Origin of the sequence: Chitinivorax tropicus, from assembly GCF_014202905.1 — a bacterium.
In the GTDB taxonomy this organism is placed as follows: Bacteria; Pseudomonadota; Gammaproteobacteria; order Burkholderiales; family SCOH01; genus Chitinivorax; species Chitinivorax tropicus.
In genome coordinates this window covers 162,307-186,221 of record NZ_JACHHY010000002.1, presented here as the reverse complement: position 1 = coordinate 186,221, position 23,915 = coordinate 162,307, and the positions used below count along the sequence as shown (strand labels likewise).

The 23,915-nt window shown below is 56.2% G+C and carries 20 protein-coding genes and 1 pseudogene; 12 read left to right on the top strand and 9 right to left on the bottom strand.

The window, feature by feature from the left end; translation table 11 throughout:
- The first annotated feature begins 13 nt into the window (after nucleotides 1-13).
- Nucleotides 14-163 (top strand): hypothetical protein, encoded by a 150-nt coding sequence (locus tag HNQ59_RS19480; RefSeq protein ID WP_221320159.1) that lies wholly within the window; start codon nucleotides 14-16, stop codon nucleotides 161-163.
- Here HNQ59_RS19480 and HNQ59_RS02160 read toward each other — a convergent pair whose 3' ends face one another.
- Nucleotides 164-3,073 carry a M9 family metallopeptidase gene (locus HNQ59_RS02160; protein WP_184034590.1) on the bottom strand — a complete coding sequence of 970 codons (2,910 nt, stop codon included), beginning with the start codon at nucleotides 3,071-3,073 and terminating at the stop codon, nucleotides 164-166. It lies immediately after the preceding gene.
- Nucleotides 3,074-3,473: 400 nt separating this feature from the next.
- Between HNQ59_RS02160 and HNQ59_RS02155 the strand changes: the two genes are divergently transcribed.
- Nucleotides 3,474-4,385: a LysR substrate-binding domain-containing protein gene (locus HNQ59_RS02155; protein ID WP_184034587.1), complete on the top strand. Its 912-nt coding sequence runs from the start codon at nucleotides 3,474-3,476 to the stop codon at nucleotides 4,383-4,385.
- 170 nt (nucleotides 4,386-4,555) lie between these two features.
- The gene (locus tag HNQ59_RS02150) at nucleotides 4,556-5,437 is read left to right on the top strand and encodes an alpha/beta hydrolase family protein (RefSeq protein WP_184034585.1); all 882 of its coding nucleotides are present in this window, start codon (nucleotides 4,556-4,558) and stop codon (nucleotides 5,435-5,437) included.
- Between the two features lie 28 nt (nucleotides 5,438-5,465).
- Here the strand turns inward: HNQ59_RS02150 and rtcA are convergent, their stop codons facing one another.
- Nucleotides 5,466-6,503 (bottom strand): RNA 3'-terminal phosphate cyclase, encoded by a 1,038-nt coding sequence (gene rtcA / locus HNQ59_RS02145; protein ID WP_425491314.1) that lies wholly within the window; start codon nucleotides 6,501-6,503, stop codon nucleotides 5,466-5,468.
- 174 nt (nucleotides 6,504-6,677) lie between these two features.
- Here rtcA and HNQ59_RS02140 point away from each other — a divergent pair, with 174 nt between their 5' ends.
- Nucleotides 6,678-7,442 carry a substrate-binding periplasmic protein gene (locus HNQ59_RS02140; protein WP_184034582.1) on the top strand — a complete coding sequence of 255 codons (765 nt, stop codon included), beginning with the start codon at nucleotides 6,678-6,680 and terminating at the stop codon, nucleotides 7,440-7,442.
- 41 nt (nucleotides 7,443-7,483) lie between these two features.
- Here HNQ59_RS02140 and HNQ59_RS02135 read toward each other — a convergent pair whose 3' ends face one another.
- The 3 genes from HNQ59_RS02135 to HNQ59_RS02125 all read right to left on the bottom strand — a co-directional run bounded on the left by HNQ59_RS02135 (nucleotide 7,484) and on the right by HNQ59_RS02125 (nucleotide 11,947).
- Complete coding sequence (locus HNQ59_RS02135) at nucleotides 7,484-8,284, bottom strand: nucleotidyltransferase domain-containing protein (protein ID WP_184034579.1); 801 nt, start codon at nucleotides 8,282-8,284, stop codon at nucleotides 7,484-7,486.
- 6 nt (nucleotides 8,285-8,290) lie between these two features.
- Nucleotides 8,291-9,487: an RtcB family protein gene (locus HNQ59_RS02130; RefSeq protein ID WP_184034779.1), complete on the bottom strand. Its 1,197-nt coding sequence runs from the start codon at nucleotides 9,485-9,487 to the stop codon at nucleotides 8,291-8,293.
- Between the two features lie 903 nt (nucleotides 9,488-10,390).
- The gene (locus tag HNQ59_RS02125) at nucleotides 10,391-11,947 is read right to left on the bottom strand and encodes an RNA-binding protein (RefSeq protein WP_184034576.1); all 1,557 of its coding nucleotides are present in this window, start codon (nucleotides 11,945-11,947) and stop codon (nucleotides 10,391-10,393) included.
- A 238-nt stretch (nucleotides 11,948-12,185) separates the two neighbouring features.
- On the opposite strand from HNQ59_RS02125, the gene rtcR reads away from it, so the two are divergent.
- Together rtcR and HNQ59_RS02115 are read left to right on the top strand one after the other, a co-directional pair.
- On the top strand, nucleotides 12,186-13,775 hold the full coding sequence (gene rtcR / locus HNQ59_RS02120; RefSeq protein WP_184034573.1) for an RNA repair transcriptional activator RtcR: 1,590 nt from the start codon (nucleotides 12,186-12,188) through the stop codon (nucleotides 13,773-13,775).
- Nucleotides 13,776-13,929: 154 nt separating this feature from the next.
- A complete protein-coding gene (locus HNQ59_RS02115; RefSeq protein ID WP_184034570.1) occupies nucleotides 13,930-15,507 on the top strand; it encodes an ABC transporter substrate-binding protein in 1,578 nt (525 codons plus the stop codon).
- Between the two features lie 227 nt (nucleotides 15,508-15,734).
- Here HNQ59_RS02115 and HNQ59_RS19970 read toward each other — a convergent pair.
- Nucleotides 15,735-15,893: pseudogene (locus HNQ59_RS19970) on the bottom strand (IS5/IS1182 family transposase); the annotation flags it as partial.
- A gap of 207 nt (nucleotides 15,894-16,100) precedes the next feature.
- Between HNQ59_RS19970 and HNQ59_RS02105 the strand changes: the two are divergent.
- The 3 genes from HNQ59_RS02105 (at nucleotide 16,101) to HNQ59_RS02095 (ending at nucleotide 17,416) form a co-directional block, all read left to right on the top strand.
- Nucleotides 16,101-16,577 carry a hypothetical protein gene (locus tag HNQ59_RS02105; RefSeq protein ID WP_184034567.1) on the top strand — a complete coding sequence of 159 codons (477 nt, stop codon included), beginning with the start codon at nucleotides 16,101-16,103 and terminating at the stop codon, nucleotides 16,575-16,577.
- Between the two features lies 1 nt (nucleotide 16,578).
- Complete coding sequence (locus tag HNQ59_RS02100; protein ID WP_221320158.1) at nucleotides 16,579-17,118, top strand: ankyrin repeat domain-containing protein; 540 nt, start codon at nucleotides 16,579-16,581, stop codon at nucleotides 17,116-17,118.
- A gap of 91 nt (nucleotides 17,119-17,209) precedes the next feature.
- Nucleotides 17,210-17,416 (top strand): phage protease, encoded by a 207-nt coding sequence (locus HNQ59_RS02095; RefSeq protein ID WP_184034561.1) that lies wholly within the window; start codon nucleotides 17,210-17,212, stop codon nucleotides 17,414-17,416.
- 446 nt (nucleotides 17,417-17,862) lie between these two features.
- Here HNQ59_RS02095 and speD read toward each other — a convergent pair whose 3' ends face one another.
- The 3 genes from speD to HNQ59_RS02075 all read right to left on the bottom strand — a co-directional run bounded on the left by speD (nucleotide 17,863) and on the right by HNQ59_RS02075 (nucleotide 20,521).
- Complete coding sequence (gene speD / locus HNQ59_RS02085) at nucleotides 17,863-18,219, bottom strand: adenosylmethionine decarboxylase (RefSeq protein ID WP_184034559.1); 357 nt, start codon at nucleotides 18,217-18,219, stop codon at nucleotides 17,863-17,865.
- 225 nt (nucleotides 18,220-18,444) lie between these two features.
- The gene (locus tag HNQ59_RS02080) at nucleotides 18,445-19,857 is read right to left on the bottom strand and encodes a sensor histidine kinase (RefSeq protein ID WP_184034556.1); all 1,413 of its coding nucleotides are present in this window, start codon (nucleotides 19,855-19,857) and stop codon (nucleotides 18,445-18,447) included.
- Entirely contained in the window at nucleotides 19,844-20,521 is a 678-nt protein-coding gene (locus HNQ59_RS02075) for a response regulator transcription factor (protein ID WP_184034553.1), read from the bottom strand. Before HNQ59_RS02075 ends, HNQ59_RS02080 begins: the two co-directional genes overlap by 14 nt.
- A 257-nt stretch (nucleotides 20,522-20,778) precedes the next feature.
- On the opposite strand from HNQ59_RS02075, the gene tal reads away from it, so the two are divergent.
- The 3 genes from tal to HNQ59_RS02060 all read left to right on the top strand — a co-directional run bounded on the left by tal (nucleotide 20,779) and on the right by HNQ59_RS02060 (nucleotide 23,908).
- On the top strand, nucleotides 20,779-21,846 hold the full coding sequence (gene tal, locus HNQ59_RS02070; protein WP_184034550.1) for a transaldolase: 1,068 nt from the start codon (nucleotides 20,779-20,781) through the stop codon (nucleotides 21,844-21,846).
- Between the two features lie 95 nt (nucleotides 21,847-21,941).
- Entirely contained in the window at nucleotides 21,942-23,249 is a 1,308-nt protein-coding gene (locus tag HNQ59_RS02065; protein WP_246490811.1) for a DUF1615 domain-containing protein, read from the top strand.
- Between the two features lie 83 nt (nucleotides 23,250-23,332).
- Entirely contained in the window at nucleotides 23,333-23,908 is a 576-nt protein-coding gene (locus HNQ59_RS02060; RefSeq protein ID WP_184034547.1) for a glycine zipper 2TM domain-containing protein, read from the top strand.
- The last annotated feature ends 7 nt before the right edge of the window (nucleotides 23,909-23,915 follow it).

Here is a 23,915-nt window from a genome sequence, read left to right as displayed (position 1 = left end):
TTCACCTGATCCCATGATCCGCGTCGAAGTCATGATGGCGTGGATCATGGAACCAAGCTACCCCATCTTGCAGGTCATCTGGCCGACAAGGTGGGCAATCGATCAGGGGATGATTCTTCTTGATGGCAATGACAGAGCAGGGCAACCTGCTCTTTTGTTTTGATCAATCCTTGAGGATGCGAGCCCGCAGATTCAAACCCTGGAAGGTCGGCTTGCCCACCACCGTGAAATACAAGTAATGCTCCATGCTTCCGGTGTTTTCAAGCGTCACGGTTTCCTGATTTCCGATTCGGGCAGACATGGCCAAGTGGTTGGTTTCGGTCGGCCATGGGCTGCTATGGGCGTACAGCACGACATCCCCCACGCCACCGCTGGTGCTGACGATGACACGCTTTGAACCAGCTGGCATTAAGATCCAATAGTACTCCATGCTGCCGCTTTGGCCAGTGCGCAGGCAGAGATTGGAGAGTTCGTCCCGCCGTTTCGGGCATTTGCTTTCCGCGTATTCCTCAGTCGGTTTGCCGCCCTGATCTGCTTCAAGCGTGGCCGAGAGCGATACATCACTGAAAGGTTGGCGGGCTTTCAACATGACATGATAGCGCCCTGGCGCGGGCTGTCGTATCTCGATGGACTCGTTGTTGCCGGCACTCGTCGATTTCGCCAGATAATGCTGCTCAGTCGGCCAGCCACTGGCATTTTGCAGATACAGATCCACATCGCCAGCCCCGCCCGAAGTGCTGAGGCGCAAGGTTGCGGTGTCCTCAGGCACTTGAATGAAGTAGTACGGGTTGAGCTGGTTATCCAATTGCTTACGGACACAGCCATGCGTCAGCTCAGCAGCATTGGACGGACAATGGCCATTGGTCGAGTCGCTATGCTGCTTCACCGTGACTTGCAATGTGATCGTGCTCGACAGCACGCCATCTGTCACCGATACAATCACCATGGCTCGGCCTGTCCTGCCAGCTGCGGGCGTGATTGTCAGGTATCGCTGATCACGGTTGCCTTGCACTACCAGCCCGGACACGGGCAGCAGATTGGTGTCATTGCTCAGCACGTTAAGCTTGAGCTTGGCTGGGTTGGTTTCCTTGTCCCCGATCAGGAATGGGATGGGCGCAGAGGTGCGATTGGCAAGAATTACCTGGGCGGCAATTGGGCTGATGGTGGGAGCGGTGTTCTTGGTGGGCTTGGCTGCCTTGGCATCGGCAAATATGGCGGTGGAATGGGCAGTGGTCAGCCAGTGGCGGAACTCAGCATCGTATCGAGAGCCGATTTTCTCGATCAAATCCAGGTAGCCCGCGTAGTCACCGGTGCGCATCCGTTCGATGATCCGCTCGACATCATCACGGTGGCGCTCGAACATGAAACGAACCGCCAGGTAGGCCTCATGTTGGTTGGCGCCATCCGGGTTGTAGGAAAGCTTGAATATCCCACTGAGTGGGGGGAGTGGCCTACGAGCAGCTGCGAAAGCCTCATCAAAGTCATTTTGCCGGACAAAATATGCCGCGAAACCCTCCACCCACCACGCAGTCGGCAGGGACATGACTTGGTTGAAGTCGCCCTCCATATTGAAGCGGCCATTCAGATAGTGGGCAAATCCGTGGTCAAGATTCCAGATCTGGAATCCTGGCTTGAGCCAAGAGGCTGCATAGCTGATGAACCGTGCTTGATTGCCCGCGTTGGCAGGCTGGCCCTCTAGATATATCCCGCCATTGTGGGTATCGATACCGAAAATGGCCTGCCCATAACGGGCATACTGTCGATAATCATCAAACACGACCACCTCCAGATGCTTGTTCTGGTCGTTGGCTGCAGGTGGGGTCTGGGGGGTATCACCGTTGCCAGACAGGCTGCTGTGGAACTGCGACTCCCTGGCACCAATCTGTTTGCAGGCAGATACGAATTGCTCCGGTGTCATGCGCTGGGCGCGAATGGTCACTGTCGGACTGCATCGATGAGCCATGGGCAGTGCAATACGCGCCAGGGTTTGTCTGAAATCACAAGTGCCGTAGTATTTACAGTTTTCCTTGTCAAAGTATTCGGCACTGGATGCCGCCGCCAACCAGATATCCGAGCCTGCGCCGACCATGTCATTGTCACCAAAGACGGTACGCAGCAGTGGTTGCACTTGCGGCTTTCGTTCGCTGTGCTGCATGAAGCGACTCATTTCCCTGACCGCGTTGGCGAGCATGAAAGCAGAGTCCGTATTGCGCAGGTCGATGTTGCGGCGATAAAAGTTGTAAAGGGTATCAACATACCGACGATCATGTTTCACCAGCTGCGTGAAATCGTCATGTTGATGGCCATGGAAAAGCACCATGAATACGTTATTGATCGCGTTCTGCATCGTCCCATGGCGGGCGTAGCTTGCGTCAAATCGGTTCAATAGATCGAGCATCTGCGGCAGGAATCGAGCGTTTTCCGATGCGCTGTCGATCAGGGTGACCACTTCGCCCAGCACAGCGCCATTTTCACGCGAAACATCGCGGGCGGCACGATTGCTGAAAAAAGCATCCAATGCGGGTTGCATGGCACGGCGTAATGCATCGCTATACCCACCGATCTGGCCTCTGTTGTACCACTGCGTGTAGTACCCGGCCCGCAGGAACACGGCTATCTGGTGGATCTGGCTATCATTGTTGCCTTTATAGCCTTGGGCCAGTCGGAGGAATTCGCTGGCGACCGTGATCATCTGGCGCTCGCCGAAGACCACCTGCGCATCCGGGCCAGCCAGGCGGAACAGGCTGTTCATGCAATTGATCGATGATCCCTTGACGCTTTTGATCAGCGCTTGACCCTGCGCTTTAGCAAGCTCATCCCGACGGCAAAGGGGATCATCGGCTTCTACTGGGTAGCGGTGATCGGGTTGGCTGGCGCGGCTTGTTGTCTCATCTATGAAATCCAGGCGCGGCGCGGGTGCCGTGACCGTCCCGACAATCGCTTGTGTATAGGGGCTGGGTGTGGTTGCCCCACGAGGAGGTTGCAGCGCATCATTGGCAGACGACACACCACAAAAAAGTGCCAGTGAAACAGCCAGGGCTGACGCAAAGGGGCGGGCGATTGAGTCGAGCATCGATTCATCCCCCCAAATTTTTTGCAACAAATCAGCAGACATGATCTGAGTAAGGTTCATAACATTGGCATGGCAACATTTCAATCTGATCAAATCGACATTAATCAATTGTTAAACAATGACTTGAATCGATTTTTCGATCGTTCTTTTCCTCGGGCCATGGTTGGGCTGATGCTGATTGGCCTGATGTTTTTTATTCTTCTGAATTTTTGCATGAGCCAGGTAGAAAAAGGCTTATAAAGAGCTTGTTAAGAGTTTTCTTGTCTATATGGGCCAGATTCCAACCATGCGGAAAGTATTCTACTTAACATTATTTTTTATGCCAATTACATTCGGATGAGTGCGGGAGCACCTCTGGATATGTCAGAACGGTGATGTGTTACTGAAGGAGGGTTGAAATATGAAGCGGCGGTTACCTCCGCTGGCAGAGCTTCAAGCATTCGAGCTGGCTGCTGAGCGGCTTTCTTTCAAGGAAGCGGCTGGTCTGCTGCACCTGACACCCAGTGCAATCAGCCACCAAATACGTGAATTGGAAACGTTTTTAGGTGTGACATTGTTTCATCGACTGAATCGCAAACTGGCCCTGACCGATGCGGGAAATCAATACTATGCCATTGTCAAAGATTCGCTGGAGCAATTGCGGCTAGGAACGGATCTGTTGCGTGGTGACCCGCTGACCCAGCGGGTTGTGGTGTCGGTGGCACCGTTTGTCGGGAGCGAGTTGATCACCCCTCGTCTGTCGGAATTCGCGCATTCCAATCCACACATCGACTTGGTGATCCTGGCCGAGCAGGCAGCGCGTGATCCTGGGCGGGGTGAGATCAATATCGGGTTGCGGCTGGGAAATGGCCGTTGGCGTGGTCTGCACGCCGAGCACCTGATGCAGATCGATGTGATACCCGTCTGCGCCCCCAGGCTGTTGAATGAATGTCCACCTTCACAATTATTGGAATCCGGCCCGCTTCTGCACCCGGCGCTGCCGACAGATGCCTGGGCGAGATGGTATCAGGCGAGGCATCAAGTCCGGTCCAAGCCATTGCAAGGGTCAGTTTTTGACAACTATCTCGGGCTGATCACCGCTTGTGAGAAAGGGGCAGGTGTGGCATTGGGTATGCTGCCGCTCATTGAGCCCATGTTACAGTCCAAGCGGTTGGTATCGCTGGATCACAAACCGGTGCCCACGGGCTTTGGCTATTATCTGGTCTACCCACAAGGGCATCGTTTGAGTGCTGCGGAGCAGATTGCTATTACTTGGCTCAAGCAAGTCATGATGGGCCACCGGGCCTCGTCTGTTTTGCCTGAGGATGGGTAGTGAAGGCGATCAGGTGAAGAAAATTCATCTGAATGGCCGGGAAAATATCGTTTGTCGCCTCCCTCTCGTTCACCACACAATCGGATCAGCATTGTTTGATGACTGGCATGTGGCATCACCCGCAGCGGCTGGTCGCACGACTCATATCCGAAAGCAAGTGAGGTGTCGTCATGCACAACCTGACCCTGGAGGCGGCTGATGGTTATCGCTTGGCGGCCAGTCTTTTTTCACCGGCGAAGCCCAATGGCCTGGCAATTGTCATCAATAGCGCAACTGGTGCGCCACGCCGCTACTATCAGGCATTTGCAAGGTATCTCTCGCATCGTGGTGCAACCGTATTGACCTTTGACTATCGGGGCATCGGGGACAGCCTGGATCATCGCTTCGATTTGGCTGGGTTGCGTATCCGTGATTGGGGGGCGCATGACTTTGATGCTGCTGTGCGCTGGCTGCTGGCAAGGGTCGAACACCAACATCTGGCGGTGATCGGTCACTCCATTGGTGGCCAGTTGCTCGGCCTGTCACCCGCCATCGCACAATGTTCTGCCGCATTGACGATTGCGTCGCAGATTGGGTACTGGCGCCACTGGCCCGGGATGTTACGGCAGTGGCAGATGAGAAGTATCTTCAGATGGGCCATGCCGGTGGTGGTGAAGCAGTTTGGTAAGCTGCCTGGTTTTGCCATGGGCGGTGTTTCGCTGCCTGCGGGGATTGCCCTGGAGTGGGCGCGTTGGTGCCAGCATCCCGATTACTTTGTCGATGAGCACAACCAGCCCTTGCCCACCTATTTCCATCGCTTCCACGGGCCGATCCGGCTGTATTCATTTGGCGATGATCTGTTCTACGCCCCGCCATTGGCGGTCACCGCCCTGGCCGCTCGCTTTGGGCCGCAGCAAGCCAGTGTCGTTTTCAGGCAGCCTGCTGACTGGCAACTCGCCAAACTCGGCCACTTTGGTTTTTTCAAGTCTGCCACGCCTGAACACGTCTGGGCTGAAACCGCAGACTGGCTCGAATCACAGACCGTTGCACGAGTACATGCGCATGCGGCCTGAAAAGGTGCGCCCATCTGGCTGGCGCCTACTAACGGATACTCACCAGCCAGTTCCCATCACTTTGTTGCGTCATGTCGCACTGTACTGGCAGAAATTTCTCAATGACCGCCAAGTTGGTGACCAAATGATCGGAACGGACATGGGTGGTCAAGGTGCCGCCACCGGCCAGTGCCATTGGCATGACCAGCTGATCCGCCAAATACTCACCAACACTCGCGTGGCTGTCGAGGTAAAGCTTGGCTTCTTTGGCAACCTGATCCGCAACTCGCTCTGCGGTCACACCCTTTTCACCCAACGCCATGAATACCTCGGTCAGATGATCGTGTTGTACATGCAGCAACAGTGCATTGCCTGGGCCTTGTGCAGCGCCGATGTCCCGGGTACAGGTATCGACACAGGTGATCTGTGCTTTGACCTGCTCCAGCTCACGCGTCGCTACGCGATATGGGACGCCAGCGATGATGGCGGTAGCGTGGATCGCCCGTCTGCTGCCCCGGTCAGGTAGGTGCAGTGGCTGTAGCGCATGACATGGGTGGACATGGGCTTTGATCTCGCCCCCTCCTGCCGGGAAAAAGCCATGCTTTTTCAGCTCAAGTTGTGTCGAGACACCCATGCTTTGCATCAGAGGTAGCCAAGCATCGATCAGAAAGTCCGCCGGTGGTGCCATGGGGTTGTGCGTGCCCCCGCTGACAGTCAGTTGGCTGTCACCATCGGCAAACCATAGTGCCGGCAGAACAGTCTGCAGCACCAGCGTACAGCTGCCCGCCGTACCGATTGCAAAATGATATGTCCCAGCTTGGATGCGACCAGGCCTGAACTGCAGTGTATGGGAGCCCATTTCAGCCCCGCTGATTTCTGCGTCACAGATCTGGGTCGCAGCATTGACTGCGGTCAGATGCTGGCGCAACAAGCCAGGCTTGCTCCGACGGGCGCGGATTTTATCAATGCGAAAGGGGATACCGGTGATCATCGACAAGGTCAGCGCGGTGCGGAGCACCTGCCCGCCACCTTCGCCCTGCGAGCCGTCCAGTTCGATCCAATTTTCTGGTTTATTTGTCATATCCATCGTTTAAATTCGTTTCGTGTTGTTTCCCTGAACCACAACAACGCTAGATTCGCTAGAATGCGGATGCTATTCAGTTAAATATTCACCTTTAATCAGTTATATACGGATGTGATTGATAATTGACAATCACGATCTTCCAGATTTTGTCTTGCACCAATGCGCAATCGGTAACTCATGGTCAATAGTGTATTTTCCAGGCTGACTGGTTTCGTGCAGCCCTTTGTCGTGCTGGTGGGGCTGATGGCAGCCATACCCCGTCATGTCCATGCAACAGACTTTGTCGTCGGGTTGCCCGAGAAGGACATTCCGCCATTCAGCTTCAGTCAAGGTGGTCAATTGGCAGGCATCTATCGTGACCTGTTCGATAGATTGAATGCGCTGACCGGCGATACTTATCGCTATGTCCATATCCCCGCCATGCGCCTCATGCGGGCGTTCGAACAGGGGCAGATCGACATAGAGCCTGGCGTGAATCCGTCATGGCGGGATGGCCAACATGTCGAGTCCATCTACAGCGTGCACTTTGCGCGGACGACGGATGTGCTATTGATCCGCAATGGCGTGCTGAAGCCGACCTCGTTAAGCCAATTGTCAGGCGCGACGATTGGCACGGTACGTGGTTTTGTTTACCCCGGTCTGGAGGCCAGTTTCAACAACCGGCATTTCAACCGTGATGAATCGTCAGACGAATTCCAATTGCTGCTCAAGTTGGCTGCCAATCGTTACGACTATGCCGTGGTGAATCGCTCGATTGCTGACTACTGGCTACACAATCGGCCTGCCGCCGCACCCTGGCGTGTTGGCTTGGTAGTGGGTGAAGCCGATGTCATGCTGCGCATGCAACCCAAGCACAAAGCGGCATTGGGCCGCATCAACGCCGCGCTGACCAAGCTCAGGCAAAGTGGCGAAATCGAAGCGATCTACCAGAAATACCAGTGAACAGGTTGTCGGCCCTGGCCTGCCTGTGCGCTGAGTTTGGCTCAACGTCTTCCCACCAGAATGGCATCTTGCAATAACCGATCCAGCGCCTGGCTGTCACCAGCTGGTTTGCGGTAGGCCAAATCACGCTCCGCGCCTTGCAGGTGTTTGTCGATGAATGCGTGGATCAACGGCCATCGAGGCCCAGACGCCGCTTCCCCAGCTTGCATCTTGACCTTGAGCAACGCATTGATCTCATCCAGCAACGCAGATTCGGTGATCGTGCCCTCGACCAGCTCAGCAAAGCGCATCGGGGGTTTGCCCAGCCCGGCATCGATCCAGTTCATCGCCAGAATGGGCCGGAGCACGTATAGGTATTTCTTGAGTTTCACAAGGTCACCCGTCAGATGCTCCCGGTTATTCTTGATAGCCATCGCTTGGTAGTGATGCCTGACTCGTAGCGGAAAGTAAAACTGGTCTGCCAGTTCGCGTAATCGAGCCGTCGTTTCAATTTCCTCCCGATAGATGACCGGTGAACACAACCATTCCAACAGTGTCGGGTTCGAACGATGCAGCAACTGCAATGCCTTGCGTAGCTCCCAGCCACTGATATCCAACTCATCATTGATCGGCAGCTCGATCACATCCCGCTGTGGTTCAACCTGTAGATACCAGTCCAGCTGATGTACGTATACAAAGCGTACATCGTAATCGCTATCCGGCGAAGCGAACCCCCAACCGCGACTGCCGGATTCACAAGCAAACAATACGCGGACATGATGCTGTTCCTCGATCAGCCTCAACTCGGCTTCGATGCGCTGGCGTACTGCTGGTGCAATGGGATGAGCAGAGAGAATGGTCATGATGATTTACCCCTTCACACACACGACTTGTTTCAAAGTATGCACCACCTCCACCAGATCACGCTGTGCATGCATCACATCATCGATATTTTTGTAGGCCATCGGGATCTCATCAATCACATCGCGGTCTTTCCGACATTCCACGCCCTCTGTGGCCCGAACCTGGTCGTTGACCGTGAAGCGACGCTTGGCCTCGGTACGGGACATGGTGCGGCCTGCTCCGTGGCTGCAGGAACAGAACGCCTCTTCGTTCCCCTTACCACGCACGATATAGGAACGCGCACCCATTGATCCAGGGATGATACCCAGCTGGCCTTTTTGAGCGGATACCGCACCTTTACGGGTGATCAGCACATCCTGCCCGAAGTGATGCTCGCGCTGCACATAATTATGGTGGCAGTTCACGGCTTCCACAGCGGCCTCGAATGGTTTGGTGATCACTTTACGGGCAGCGGTGATCACGTTACGCATCATCACTTCGCGATTCAGCCGTGCATAGCCTTGCGCCCATTCCACCGCCTCGACGTAGTCATTGAAATGATCGGTTCCCTCGGGAAAGTACGCCAGATCACGATCTGGCAGGTTGATCATCCATTTACGCATGTCTTCGCGAGCCAGCTCGATGAACAAGTTGCCGATGGCGTTCCCCACACCACGCGAACCGGAATGCAGCATGAACCAGACGGTATCGGTTTCATCCAGGCATACTTCGATGAAATGGTTGCCGGTTCCTAATGTTCCGAGATGCTTGTGGTTATTCGTTTTGTTCAAAGTCGGGTATTGATCCGTGATGCGTTTGAAGCCTGGCTGCAAGGTCGCCCACATATCATCGACCAGTGCGGGTGGCGTATCCCATGCACCTTTATCACGTGCACCCATGGTCTTACCATGAGGCACGGCTTTTTCGATCGCGCTACGTAAGGGGCCAAGGTTATCCGGCAGATCACGCGCATTCAGCGTGGTTTTGGCGGCCATCATGCCACAACCGATATCCACCCCCACCGCAGCGGGGATGATCGCTCCAACGGTCGGGATCACGCTACCGATGGTGGAGCCTTTACCCAAGTGCACGTCAGGCATCACCGCCAACCATTTGTAGATGAACGGCATCTTGGCGGTATTGATCAGTTGTTGACGGGCATCGTCTTCTACAGGCACTCCCTCTGTCCACATTTTGATGGGCTTGGTACCTGCTGGATTCATCACTTGATAATTGTTTTGCACGTTGTTTCTTTCTTCAAATGCAGGGTGGCATGGTGATTCAGGCAATCAATAAGCCCTGCAATATATGGAGGTGGATCGCACAGCATTTTCGGCTGTCTCGTACCACCAATTCTGTTGCTTTATTGTTCCGACTCAGCGAAACGTTTTCGGGCCGATGTCACGACCGTGAATGAGCGTGGTTTCGGCTGCATTCACCAAAAACGGCGCACGACAAGATAAACAAGACTTCACAGCCTGACGGCTGGGCCGGGTTTGAACCGGCTCAATCCAATGTAGTCCTGCAAGCATTCGTGCTTTAATCTTGAGTAGTCTGATTGACCAGACAACTTGAACCAAAAGGCGACAAAAAGAGCGAGCGTGGCACGCCGGGTTTCCGGTGCGGGCTGCCAGGCCCGCAAGGCCAAATGGGTGGCTGTACTCCCACTCGCATTCGCCCTATAAAGGGGCCAGCGACAAAATTGAAGAAACAGTCCTGCTTGCGCAGGCGTGCTCTGCCACTGAGCTACCACCCCACAGGTCTGGAGCGGACGGGACTCGAACCCGCGACCACGTCGTTCATAGCGATGTAGTTTCTTCAGCATTCGCTGGTTGAATCATGCGCGACAAAATTTGCTGAGATACTTACTTGTGCGTCTATCCATTTCGCCACCAGCTGCCAAGCAGCTGGGCGGGACTTGAACCCGCACGGGTTACCCCGCAAGTTCTGGCTGGAATGTAATCTCAGTTGCATTCGCGCTTAAACTGGGTGAAGCGTTGGCGACAAGTCATGCCAAGACGTAAGCATTTGGGAAAAATGGAGTCTTAAGCGGCATTCGCCATTGCTTCTTCAAACAGGTTCATTTTCTCTGAGTGGTTTTCCATTCACCCAGGCTTATCTCTCCTTCAGTCCAAGCTGACCGATTCAATCAGCTGTACCCAATGCCCAGGCTGCATCTGGCCAGCGGCAAAGCTGGCGATCAGCTTGAACACATCGTCCCCAAACCCGCCAATATTCAGAATATCATCGCGCTCTTGTGCCTGTGTGGTTGCATAAGGCTGGATATCGATACAGACCAGTCTGGCCAGGGGGTTGCGTTGCTTGATCAAGGCCCACTGACGCATGGTCTCCGTTGCGCCGTGGCGACGGTCATCCACCCAGGATTCGTTGTCTGAGACAATCACCACCGTATCCACCAAGGCTTTCTCCTGGTTCAGCTTGGCCAGCGGGGCCGAGCAGTTGGTGCCACCACCGCCGATGGCGGCCAGCTTCTCGGCATTGGTGATCACGGAATCCCGTGGATTCAGCTTGATGCCCACCACCTTCACTTCAAACGGCATCGCCCGGGCTGCGGGGTTTTTGCGCAGGATGGCGGCGGCCATCAAACCTGCGACATCGATACAGCGGACAGCCGTGGTGGCACCTTGCCGGTAACCCGTTACTGGCGATTGCATAGAGCCTGACACGTCTGGACAGACAACCACATTGCCCGCCAGGGATGGCACATTGTCCAGTGCGGCTTCCATGGCATCTTGCAGTGCCTCGCGAACCGTGGCCGGCACAGTCTGACCGGCCATCTTGTACGCTGCCAGCAGTTGGTATGGAAAGGCGCGTGCCCTGGCGACCAGCTCCGGGTTGGCCAGCTTGGCTGCGATCTTCCCGGCCATACCTGGGATGTCGAACACGCCATGCCGGGCGAAGGTATTCAGATTCATCCGTACCATCTGCCAACCACCTTGTTCCGCAATACGCGCCCATTCTTCACGGCCCAGCGCCAGTGCAGTCAGCATCTGGAAAGGGACATTGGGCAAGGTGGCAGACTTGTCCGCTTTATACGCCTCGAACTGCTGCACGATCGCCGGCAGGTGCTCGGTTTGATAAGGCCGACCGATCAACCAGGCGAAGAAAGCCTCGCGACTCAGGCTATCTGGCTTGGGGTGAACCATCTTCACCACGTCCGCCAGGCTTGGCGTATTGCCCACTGCAGCTTGCATCAACTTCTCATCGCTTGCCTGATTCAGCCATGCTTGCACCAGCTTCTTGGGGCGGGTACCCAGCGATTTACGACCCACCGCACCGCTACGGAGAATCTGTACGAATTGACGCAACATCCGACCATTGTCGATGACGCGCTTGAACACCGGCGCCACATACTGTGGCCCTTTGACTGTCAATACCGCTGCCAGCAGGGCAGGCATGTCTTTCATATAACCTTTTTCGCGACAGTAGATGGCTGCTTTGGCGATGAACTCGGCCTCCACTTCATCAGTCAGCCGCAACACCTCGGCCAGCTGCGCCTCCGCATTGGCGTAATACGTGTTGTTCAAGCAACCGGTGATGGCATATTGAGCCAGCGCGTGCTGGGGGCTCAGTTGATAAGCAATGCTGCCTGACGCATTGAGTGTCGTGTGGCGAGGCTGCATTGTGCCGCGTTGTGTTTGAAACAAGTGAGTATTCGCCATGATGTCTTCCTGTCTGTATCCGCCCCGCCATCGGGTTGCGGCAAGTGATCGTTTTGTCGTTGATGGCGCTCTCATTGCAATGTGCGTGCCAGGCCATCTGGCATGAAATCGAAAATTCAATAACTATTTGATATTTAATAAGATAAAAAATAATGAAGCGATGCAGGAATAGACGAGCCAGATAACGAGATCATAAAATGACTATACTTAAAGATAGCAATTTATAAATTTGGATAAAATGAAAAAGACCGTAGTGATCGGCTTCATCGGCTCGGTATTGGATTATGTCGGCAAAGGTAGCCAGCGCTGGGAGAAATGGCGGCCCACGGTTGGCCTGTGTCAACAAGAGGATCTGATCGTGCATCGTCTGGAGCTGTTGCATGATGAACGCAGCCAATTCCTGGCGCACCGGGTGGGGGCGGATATTGAAACCATCTCGCCCGAGACAGAAGTCCGGCTCAATTGCATCACGCTGAAAGACCCGTGGGATTTCGAAGAGGTCTATGCGCTGCTGCACGACTTCGCACGCAGCTACCCATTCAGGCCGGATGAAGAGGACTATCTGATCCACATTACCACCGGCTCACATGTGGCGCAGATCTGTTGGTTTCTGCTGACCGAGGCCCGTTACCTGCCCGCGCGGCTGGTGCAGACCTCGCCGCCGAGGCGCAAAGAAACGCCAAATGGAGTGGGTACCTATGCCATCATCGATCTGGATCTTTCCCGCTATCACAAGATCGCCACCCGCTTCGCGCAAGAGCAGCAAGCGACGGTATCGTTTTTGAAGTCTGGCATTGCCACCCGCAACCCCCAATTCAATGGAATGATCGAGCAGATCGAGCGGGTTGCAGGGCGATCCCGCGCACCGATGTTGTTGATCGGCCCGACCGGTGCGGGCAAGTCATTCCTGGCAAAACGGGTGTACGAGCTGAAGCGAAACCGCCACCAGCTGACAGGTCGGTTTGTAGAGGTGAACTGCGCCACGCTGCGTGGCGACAGCGCCATGTCCACGCTGTTTGGTCATGTCAAAGGCGCATTCACCGGTGCCCAGACAGATCGGGCGGGTTTGTTGAAAAGTGCCGATGGCGGCTTGTTGTTTCTTGACGAAATCGGTGAGCTGGGGCTGGATGAGCAAGCCATGTTGTTGAAGGCGATTGAGGAAAAGACCTTCTTCCCCTTTGGCAGCGACAAGGAGGTCACCAGCGATTTCCAGCTGATCGCCGGTACGCACCGCGATTTGCGGCGCTGGGTAGCAGAGGGCAAATTCCGCGAAGACCTCTACGCCCGCATCAATCTGTGGACATATGAAATACCCGGCTTGGCCGCCCGCCATCAAGACATCGAACCGAACCTCGACTTTGAACTGGAACGTTTTGCCAGTGAACAAGGCGAGCGGGTGCGCTTTCACGCCGAAGCCAAGCGCCAATATCTGGGCTTTGCCACCTCCGCCGATGCGTTGTGGACGGGCAATTTCCGCGAGCTGTCGGCCAGTGTCACCCGCATGGCCACACTGGCTGAGTCAGGCCGCATCACCGATGCAGTGGTCAACGAAGAGATCAGCAGGCTACGCCAGACCTGGCAGCTGGCGGCACCGGCAGATGAGCTGGACAGCCTACTGGGAGAGGCTGCCGAAACCCTCGACCAATTTGATCGGATGCAGTTGCAAGCCGTCATTCGGGTCTGCCGACAAAGCAAAACCTTGTCTGAGGCGGGGCGTTGGCTATTCAACGTATCGCGGCTTGAAAAAGATAAGCCAAATGATGCAGACCGCCTGCGAAAGTACCTGGCGAAGTTTGGCTTGAGCTGGCAGGCTCTGCAAAACATCTGAGCAAACTGCACCCGATTGACGCAACCCGCCCGGGCTATGGCACACTGCGCTAGGCCACGTCAGTCTTGCCTCTCATTGAATACCCTTTCCCCATGCCGACCAGGGCTTGCCGCTTGGCAACGCTGTCGGCCCACATGACATAAGGAGACCTGCCATGCAGCGCCTGCTATTGATTCCACTGATCCTGCTGCCCATGTTGGCAACGGCCAGGCCCTTGACCGTATGTACCGATGCCAGCCCGGAAGGGTTCGATGTCGTGCAATACAACTCGCTGGTGACCACCAATGCCTCGGCAGATCCGCTGATGAACAGGTTGGTCGAATATGATGCGGCCAGCGGGCGGGTCGTGCCGGGGCTGGCTGAGAAATGGTCGGTGAGCGATGATGGATTGGCCTACACCTTCACCTTGCGCCCCAAAGTCGCCTTCCACACCACGGAGTATTTCAAACCCAAGCGCGGGCTGACTGCCGATGATGTGGTATTCACCTTTGAACGCATGCTGAATCCAGAGCACCCTTGGTTCAAGACCGCACCCAATGGCTACCCGCACGCACGCTCCATGCAGTTCGACAAATTGATCAAAGCCGTGCGCAAGATCGATCAACAGACAGTCCGATTCGAGCTGAATTACACCGAGGCCACCTTCCTGGCCTCACTGACCATGGGCTTCGCATCGATCTATTCAGCCGAGTACGCCGAACAGCTGCAAAAAGCAGGCACCCCCGAGCAACTGAACCAAAAGCCGATTGGCACCGGGCCGTTCGTCTTCAAACGTCACGATAAAGACAGCGTGATCCGCTTTGACGCCAACCCACACTACTTCGCTGGCGCACCCAAAGCGGAACGGCTGATCTACGCCATCACCCCGGATTCAGCAGTGCGGGTGCAGAAACTCAAAGCCAACGAATGCCAGATCGCCATTTCACCCAAACCCCAAGACGTGGATGCAGCCCGTCAAGTGGCCCAACTGCAAGTGCTGGAGACACCCGCCTTCATGACGGCCTTTGTCGCCATGAACAGCCAGCATCCGCCATTCGACAACCAACAAGTCAGACAAGCCATCAACCTCGCATTTGATCGGCAAGCCTACCTGGCGATGGTATTCGGCAACAGCGGGCAAAGCGCAGCAGGGCCACTGCCTGCCACCAATTGGGGGGTGGACAAGACAATCTCCCCCTATCCACAGAATCTGGCCAAGGCGCGGAAGCTACTGGCCGATGCAGGTCTGGCCAATGGGTTCAGCACCACCATCTGGGTGCGACCCACCGGCAGCGTGCTGAACCCCAACCCCAAGGCCGGTGCGGAGCTGCTGCAGGCTGATCTGGCCAAGATCGGCATCAAGGCCGAGGTCAAAGTGATCGAATGGGGCGAGCTGATCAAACGAGGCAAAGCCGGGGAACACGACCTGCTGTTCATGGGCTGGGCAGGTGACAATGGCGACCCGGACAACTTCTACACCCCGCAATTCGGCTGCGCCGCCGTGCAGTCCGGCACCAACTTCGCCCGCTACTGTGACGAAAAGCTGGACAAGCTGATCGCTGACGCCAAACGCACCTCGGACAGCAAACAGCGAACCCGCCTGTACCACGCTGCCCAGCGCATCGTGCACGAACAGGCGCTCTGGCTGCCACTGGCCCACCCCGTGGCCAGCGTACTGGTTCGCCAAGGCATCACCGGCTATCAGGTCAACCCATTCGGCAGACATGATTTCTCACGAGTGAGCTGGAAGTGATGTTGCGGTGCCAGCGTGCAAGGTAGGCCAAAGGGCTCTGTAGAATAAATCTTGAACAGAGCGAGCTTCCCATTTCCCAAACGGATTTACGCTACAGGTACCTTGCACGGGTGGCCAAGTATGCTGAAGTGGTTCAAGAGGGCGGCGCGCACTTGCAGCTCCGCCACTTGACCATCGAAGCGTCGGGCCACCACCTTTTCATCCTGCCGTTTGAGGCCATGCATCTTGGTTTCCGCATTGATGCCCAGATGCACCTTGTGCCATGGCTGGCGATATTCCGCGCCATGCGGCTTGGTTTTCCACTCGCCGTTGCCTAGCATCTCGATGCCTGTACTATCCACCAGCAGATGCAGCACACCTGAGCTTTTCTGGCCGGGAATCTTGACCTACCGCGTCTGCTGTAACACCAATCCAAACAGATTCTTGATGGTCGGACAGAATTGAATGGTGGCACCACTATCGGTCTGCGTCCGTCCGTATTTGTCCAGTAGCGTCGTCTGCCATGACAAACTTACTTATGCCACGACCTTGACCACCATGCTCGTGCAGCCTACTATATTTATTTGGCATAAATATAAAAAGGCAGATATAACATGGGCGCTGTGATCGTCGGATTTCCAGAGTTGTCGGATAATGATCTGGTGTTGGATGAGCAGGAAACCAAGGAAGTATTGAAATTCTTCTGGCCTGATCGGGCCAGCAAAATTGATGGTTTGGTCGCTGGTAATGGTTTGCGTCGCTTTGCTCAGCAGATGCTGATGGCGGCCATTGAGGCGAGTTATGCAATGGGGTATTTGGACAAGTTAACCGACGTGCTGGCGAAGCGTAAGCCTAGTATGAATTTGAAAAAACTTGGGCAGAAGCTGGCTAAAAAATTTGCCAAGCATTGGTGGAAACACACCAAGCAGCAAAATCTGATGGATGCTGAAATCTACGATACTGTACGCCATGCGCTGGCCTATAAGTATCGGCTCAAAATAGACGAATTTGCCGAAGGTATTCTGGCGGCCAACCGACTTTCCCCATTCCACATCGCAAAAAACACCATTGTGCCGGTGCGGTGGGGATGAAATGGCCAACATTCGGAAGATAGTCGGCACGGGTGTGGCTGTGCTCGCGCTTGGTGGTCTCGCAATGAACCTGCACTGGCTGGCCACCACTGACATAGTCTATTTGATTGCCTGCGCAGAGGCGCAAAATCAGCCTAAACAGTGGAATTGCCGCATGGGGTTACGCTATGTACGCCCCACCGCGCAGGATATGCAGGAGCTAAACCTTGCGGCATGGCCGGCATTCATTACGCCCACTAGTGACCCAGAACTGCGAGAAGCACTGTTGACCCGCTTTATCGACAGGGGCGGCAATATCAATGCCACCAATACGGCTAAATACCCTGCCTATCAAACTGCGCCACCAATGATCAATGGTATGACTGCCTTGCATATGGATGCGTTGGCCGGCAACGTGGAAGCGGTCAAATTGCTGTTACGACTGGGTGCCGACAAAACCATGCGGACATCGACCGGTGATCGTGCGCTCGACTATGCCCTGCGGGCCAAGGCGAAGTACAACGAGCCCAAGTACGACGAGGTGATCCGCCTGCTGCAGTAACCCCCGTAGCGGTGCCAGAAACCTGATCGTCACCCATTCTCTGACACGCCCCCTCAAGTCAGGACATTAGCCGCCCCGCACAATAGGCGGCATGAATACAGCACCCCCCGTCATTGCCATCTTGACCGCCAAGGTTGCCCTTGGCGGTAACAAAATCCAGCTGCTGCCAGCGGGCGAGTTCCGCACGGGTGAGGGTCGGCCCTATGAATACCCTACTTGGCGGTTGGACGACCCCATCGCCGCGTTGGTCATCCGCTGCCGGGCGGAACGCGCCAACGCGCGTGTGATTGAGTACTAAAGGGCTCAGTTAAATAAAGCCTGGACAGGGCAAGTTTCGCGTTTCCTAAACGGATTCACGCCACCGCCACCGTGTACAGACGGCCCAGCATCTTGATACCTGTGCCATCCACCGGCAGATGCAGCGCGCCTGAGCTTTTCTGGTCGGGAATCTTGCCCTATGGCGCCTGCTGCCACCTGGACAACGTGCTGTAAGCCGCGCTGAATAAGGGTCTGGTCGTAGGCTTTCCAGCGAGTGGTTTGCTAGTGTTTCGGAACGGGCTTGGTCATGGTGTTATCTTACCAAGTCGCAACGCTGGCGGATTTGTGCAACAGTGCCGAACCATATGCACAACAGGTTTCAAACCGCTCTAATTGGCACAGCCGTCTTCCGAAAATTACACCGTCGGCAGTGGGAGTCGTAATGGCGTGGCGGCTGCCATCGATTTCCCAATGGTGTCGTGGTCTTCAGCCACGTGGTAGCTGATGGCGGGTGACGGATTGTGGGGAAAGGCAACTGTGCAGGTGTGATAGTGCGAGTCCTGGCTGGGCGTCGCCACACATGAAGATATCAATGGCGGCGAAGCCGGACTCTGGCCAGGTGTGGATGCTGATATGGGACTCTTGCAGTAATAGCATGCCGGTGACTCCCAGCCCCGGCCCAAAGTGATGGAAATGGGCGTGTATCGGGGTGGCCGCTGCCGCAGCTGCGGCCTGACACAACATCACCTCGATCTCGGCTGGGTCTGACAATAGGGCTGCGGATACGCCATGAAAATCGGCCAGCAGGTGCTGGCCGAGTGCGGGCGCGGCGTGGTCATTCATTATTTGTGCCCGCTGCTGCTGCCCGACCAGCCTGATCCACCGGAGCCCCAGATCCTGGTGGATCGTCCGTCATTGGTATTTGATACATTGATGACTGTGGTGATCAGCACCACGAATAATCCATAGATGATGTATACAAAGCGGCTCATGGTGGTCTCGGCGGCTATATTCAATATGATGCATGACTGTCGTCATTGTATACCAGCAGCGGTATGTCAACAGTATCTAATGTGCGTCTGTCCGGAAGCGGATGCTGACTAATAAGCCATGTGGCTGGGCGTCGCGTAGCACTACGTCGGCGGCGTGGCGGTTGGCAATTTCGCGGACGATCGCCAAGCCCAAGCCGCAGCCTTCGATCTGTTGGCTGACCCGGTAAAAGCGGTCGAATACCTTCTCTTTATCGCTGTCGGCTATGCCGGGGCCGTCGTCTTCCACCTCCAGTGTGGTGCTATCTGAGCCGGCCAGCACTCGCAGGGTAAGGGTACAACCTTTGCCCGCATAGCGGATGGCGTTGTCCACCAGATTGGTCAGCATTTCGCGTAGTAAGGTCGAGTTGCCGGAAATGATCTGTGGCGGCACATCGGCGTAGCATTCCAGCTCCAGGCCGCGATTCAATACTCTTGGTGCCAGCTCTGCTGCCAGGTCGCGCACCAGTCGTGTCAGATCCAGGGGCTCTCGGGGCATGGCGTTTTGTTGATCGGGCTCGGCGCGGGCCAATGTCAGCAGTTGGTTGACCATATGCACAGTGCGTGAGGCGCTGGTATGGACGTGCTGAAGGCGCTGCTTCAGTGCGTGTGGGTCGGTTTCGTTCAGCGCCAGCTCAGTCTGCGATTTCAGCCCGGCCAATGGCGTGCGTAGCTGGTGGGCGGCATCAGCGATGAATCGACGTTGATAGCTGATGTTATGGGCGACAGCGGCCATCAGGGTATTCAGTGCGCGGGCCAGCGATCGGACCTCTGCAGGTGCGCTGGTGATCTCGATCGGTGCCAGATCGAGCACTGTCCGGTTCTCCACCAAGCGGCGCAGGCGGCGCAAGGGCGACAGGCCGTGGCTGACCCCGCCCCATACCAATAGGCTGGTCATCAGCATCAGGATCGATAGGGGCAGTACCGTGTCCACCAGGATGTCGTGCGCCATGCGTTTACGCAGGGTGATGCCTTTTGCGACCTGCACCAGCAAGGTCTGGGGCGCCTCAGCGGTGCCAACTGACATGAACAGGGCCGCCAGCCTGATCTTTTGACCATTCAACATCCCATCATAGAAATAAGGATGGTTGTATTGTGGGTTTTGCAGGTGCGTGGGCTGAGGGAGCTTGTCGTTGCCCAGAATGAATCTGCCAGGCGGGGTGCTCACCATATAGAACACACGATCTTCCGGCTCTTCCTCCAGGATTTGCTGCGCTGCACGCGGGAAATCGATGAACAGGCCATCGCCCAGTGGTTTGACCTGCCTCGCCAGGGCGCGGGTGGATTGGAACAGGCCCTGGTCGATGGCGATATTGGCGTACCGCAAGGCTACGGTGTACGCGACATAAATGGCCGCTGACCACAGCACGATCTGCGGCACCAATAGCCACAGCAAGAGCTGCCGGCGTAGTGACAAGCCTGGTGCAGATCGACTGCCTTCAGTCTTCCCCATGCTCGACTTCCAGCAGGTAACCCAGCCCCCGTACAGTTCGGATGCCGACCTGGTAGGGCTCCAGTTTTTTGCGCAGGCGATGCACATACACTTCGACTGCATTGGCACCCACCTCGCTGGCGCCCGAGCCGAATTCGGTCGCGATCTGCTCTTTGGTCACCACTCGGTCACGTTGTGAGATCAACACATCCAGCACGGCCAGCTCACGGGCGGATAGGTCCAGCGGCACATTGTCACACCAGGCGCGTTGTGCAGCGCGATCCAGTTTCAATGGCCCCAGCTGTTGGGCCGAAGGCGGCAACAGGTGGCTGCGCCGCAGAATGGCTCTGAGTCTGGCTTCCAGCTCGATGAATTCAAAGGGTTTGGTCAAATAGTCATCGGCCCCGGCGTCCAGCCCGGCCACGCGGTTGTCCAGGCCATCCAACGCGGTCAGCAACAGAATCGGTACGGTGGGTTTCAACATGCGCACACGCCGCAGTACGGTCAAACCATCCACTGATGGCAGGCCGATATCCAGTATGGCGGCAGCGTATTCTCGGTTGATCAGCAGGCGCTCAGCCTCTGCGCCGTCTGCACAGTGCTCAACCTCAAAGCCTTTACGGGATAGGCCAGCCTTCAAGGCATCGGCCAGGATTTCATCATCTTCTGCTAGAAAAAGGCGCATAGTGTGTTTTACCGTCAGGCAACAAGCGGATTCGTGTCAGTTTAGGTTGTGTTGAGATGGTTTCATAGCCCATAGGCTGGCGGCCCGGTTGTTTTCACTGGCAAGCCAGATGCGGCAATGCAACAGATTATGATAGTGTGTCATGAAAGCAATGGGTGCACATGCCTTCAAGCCAGCATACCAATCTGTACATCTCACTGCGCTGCGCTTGCCACTGTCGCCCGATCTACCCAATCTAGTATGAAGGAACCATAGCAATGAACCGCGTGCGTGCTATTCGCGAACTGGGTCAACAGATCTGGCTGGATGATCTGTCTCGTGGCTTGATTGAATCCGGCGAGCTGAACAGGTTGATCGGAGAAGATGGGCTGGCCGGAGTGACCTCCAACCCCGCCATCTTCCGCCAAGCCATTTTGAAAGACCCGCGCTATATCGACGCCAAAGCGGCTTTGCCCGCCAGCCTGACTGACCCGGAGGCGCGTTTTGAAGCCCTGGCCTTGCCTGATATCCAAGCCGCCTGCGATGCTTTTCTGCCACTCTATCAAGCCAGTCAAGGCGATATGGGCTATGTCAGCTTTGAGGTGTCCCCTTCGCTCGCACACGATGCTGCGGGCACGGTGGTGGCGGCCAAGCGACTGTGGCAGACCATCGATCGGCCCAATGTGATGATCAAGATCCCGGCCACCGCAGCCGGCTGCCAAGCTATCACCGAGACACTGGCAGCAGGCATCAATGTCAATGTGACGCTGATGTTCTCCCCCGAGCATGTCGAGCAGGTTTTCGCCGCCTATGTCGCTGGCCTGCAGGCGCGCGTGGCGGCTGGCTTGCCGGTCGATCACCTGCGTTCGGTCGCCAGTGTGTTCATCAGCCGGGTCGATACCAAGATCGACGCGCAGCTGCCCGACAGCGCCGCGCAGTTGAAAGGCAAGCTGGCCGTGGCATCCGCGCAGGTCGCTTACCAGACCTGGCGTCAGCACTTTGACCCACAGGGATCATTCAAAGCCCTGCATGAGCAAGGGGCTCGCCCGCAATCCCTGCTATGGGCCAGCACCGGTACCAAAAACCCCGCTTATAGCGATGTGCTGTATGTCGAGACTTTGATCGGGCCGGATACAGTCAACACCGTGCCGGGTGCGACACTGGCAGCCTTCCGAGATCATGGCCAGGCCGCCCGCACGCTGGATGCCGACCCAGACCGTGCCCAGCAGTGGGTCACGGATGCCGCAGCCATTGGCATCGACCTGAATGCAGTGGGCCGCGTGCTGCAAGACGAAGGGCTGAAGCTGTTCGAACAAGCCTTTGCCGAGCTGTTGGCCGCTGTGTGATCGGTTACAGCCGATAACCGAACTCGGGGCCTGCTACTGGTAGCAGGCCCTTACCATTTCACGAATGCAATCACTTTGTCATCGGGCTGGTGGATATGCCGTATCGTCATACACTCAACGTCAAATTGCTGGCATGGGCCGCCAGCGCCATGATCCTGACTGGTTGCGCGACCACGCCCAGCACACCGGCGCCGATTGTCGATGGGCAAGTGATGCCTGCGCCCGTGGCCCAACCCGCTCCCGCACCAACGACGCCGGTGGCATCTGAGCCCGCCAGCAGTGCCCCATATGTGGCCCCAGCACCGCTGCCACCCGTGGCGACACTGCCACCGGTGGCGCCGGTTCCGCCCAAGCAACCTACCGCTGAGCAAGAAAAGCAAGGGCGAGCACTGCTGCATGCCTTGCTGCCAAGCAAAATGAAAGACCGTGGTGGCTGGGCTGATGATATTTTCAACGCCTTCACCGCATTGAAAATCCCCTATACCCCAACATATTTTTGCTCTGCCCTGGCCGTAATCGAGCAGGAATCCACTTGGCAGAGTGATCCGGTGGTGCCTGGGTTGGACAAGATGGTCTGGCAGCAGATGGAAGAACGCGCCGCCAAATATGGTATCCCGGGTTTTGCCATACAAGCCGCCATGCTGAAGACCTCACCGGATGGGCGCAGCTACAAGGCACGCATCGATGCCCTCAAAACCGAAACCCAGATGAACCAATTGTTCGAGGATATGGCGAGCGAAGTCACCAGGCTGGGGTTGCCGATGCCGATGAAGAACCCGATCCGCACTGGTGGGCCGATGCAGGTCAGCGTGGAATTCGCAGAGGGCCATGCCCGTGTATGGCCCTACCCCTATACAGTCAAAGACAGCATCCGCCACGAGGTGTTTACCAGGCGTGGTGGTGTCTATTTTGGCATTGCCATCTTGCTGCATTACCGCAACAACTACCCAGCCATGATCTATCGCTTTGCCGACTACAATGCAGGGCGCTTCTCCAGCCGCAACGCGGCTTTCCAGCAAGCTATCGGCAGGTTGCAACGTGACAAGTTATCGCAAGATGGTGATCTATTACGGTATGAACAGGGCAAGCCCGCCGCAAGCCTGAGTGAAACCGAGCTGGCGCTGCATAGCCTCGGTGAGCAGTTGGGCTTGTCCGATCAGGAGATACGGCGCGATTTGATGCAGGAAAAGACCCTGCAATTCGAGCAGACTGCGTTGTACCGAGCCGTATTCGAGCTGGCCGAGCGCAAAGCCGGACACAAGCTGCCGCGCGAAGCCATGCCGCAGATCCGCCTGAACAGCCCCAAGATCACCCGCAAGCTCACTACTGAATGGTTTGCCAAGCGTGTCGATGGGCGGTACCAGACCTGCCTGAAACGAACCCCTGCCGACCTCGGCTTTTGATTCATTTGTCATTCAGTGACATGGCGGATAATGCAAGCCATGAAAGGCACACAGCTTGTGCCAACTGGACGAAGGGATAGATCATGAACAAATCGATGATGATTGGGATACTGGTTGGGGCTGCTGGTGTAATCGGCGGTGGTGCGGTGGCAGGCTATCAATACATGAAGGGCCCCGAATACGCAGACGTGCTCAGCGCACTGCCAGTCAAGGAAACCGTCAAGACCCCTGTGGAAAACTGCCGTGATGTCACCGTCACCCATCACCGCGCCGTGAAGGACAACAACCAGATCGCGGGCACCGTGATCGGCGGCGTGGTCGGCGGCGTGCTGGGTCACCAGGTGGGTAACGGTCGCGGCAACACAGTCGCGACAGTTGCGGGTGCCGTGGCAGGTGGCTACGCTGGCAACCGCATCCAGAAGAACATGCAGGATGGCGACACCTACACCACCACCCAACAGCGTTGCAAAACCACCATGAAATCAGAAGAGAAGTTGGTGGGTTACGACGTGAAATACCGTCTGGGTGATGCGACTGGCTCGTTGCGTCTGGATTACGACCCGGGCCCGCGCATTCCAGTCAAGGACGGCCAGCTGTTGTTGGCGCAAGCACCGGCCAATACTGGCCCAACCCAGCAGCCTGTGACCATCAGTAAATGACCTGTCA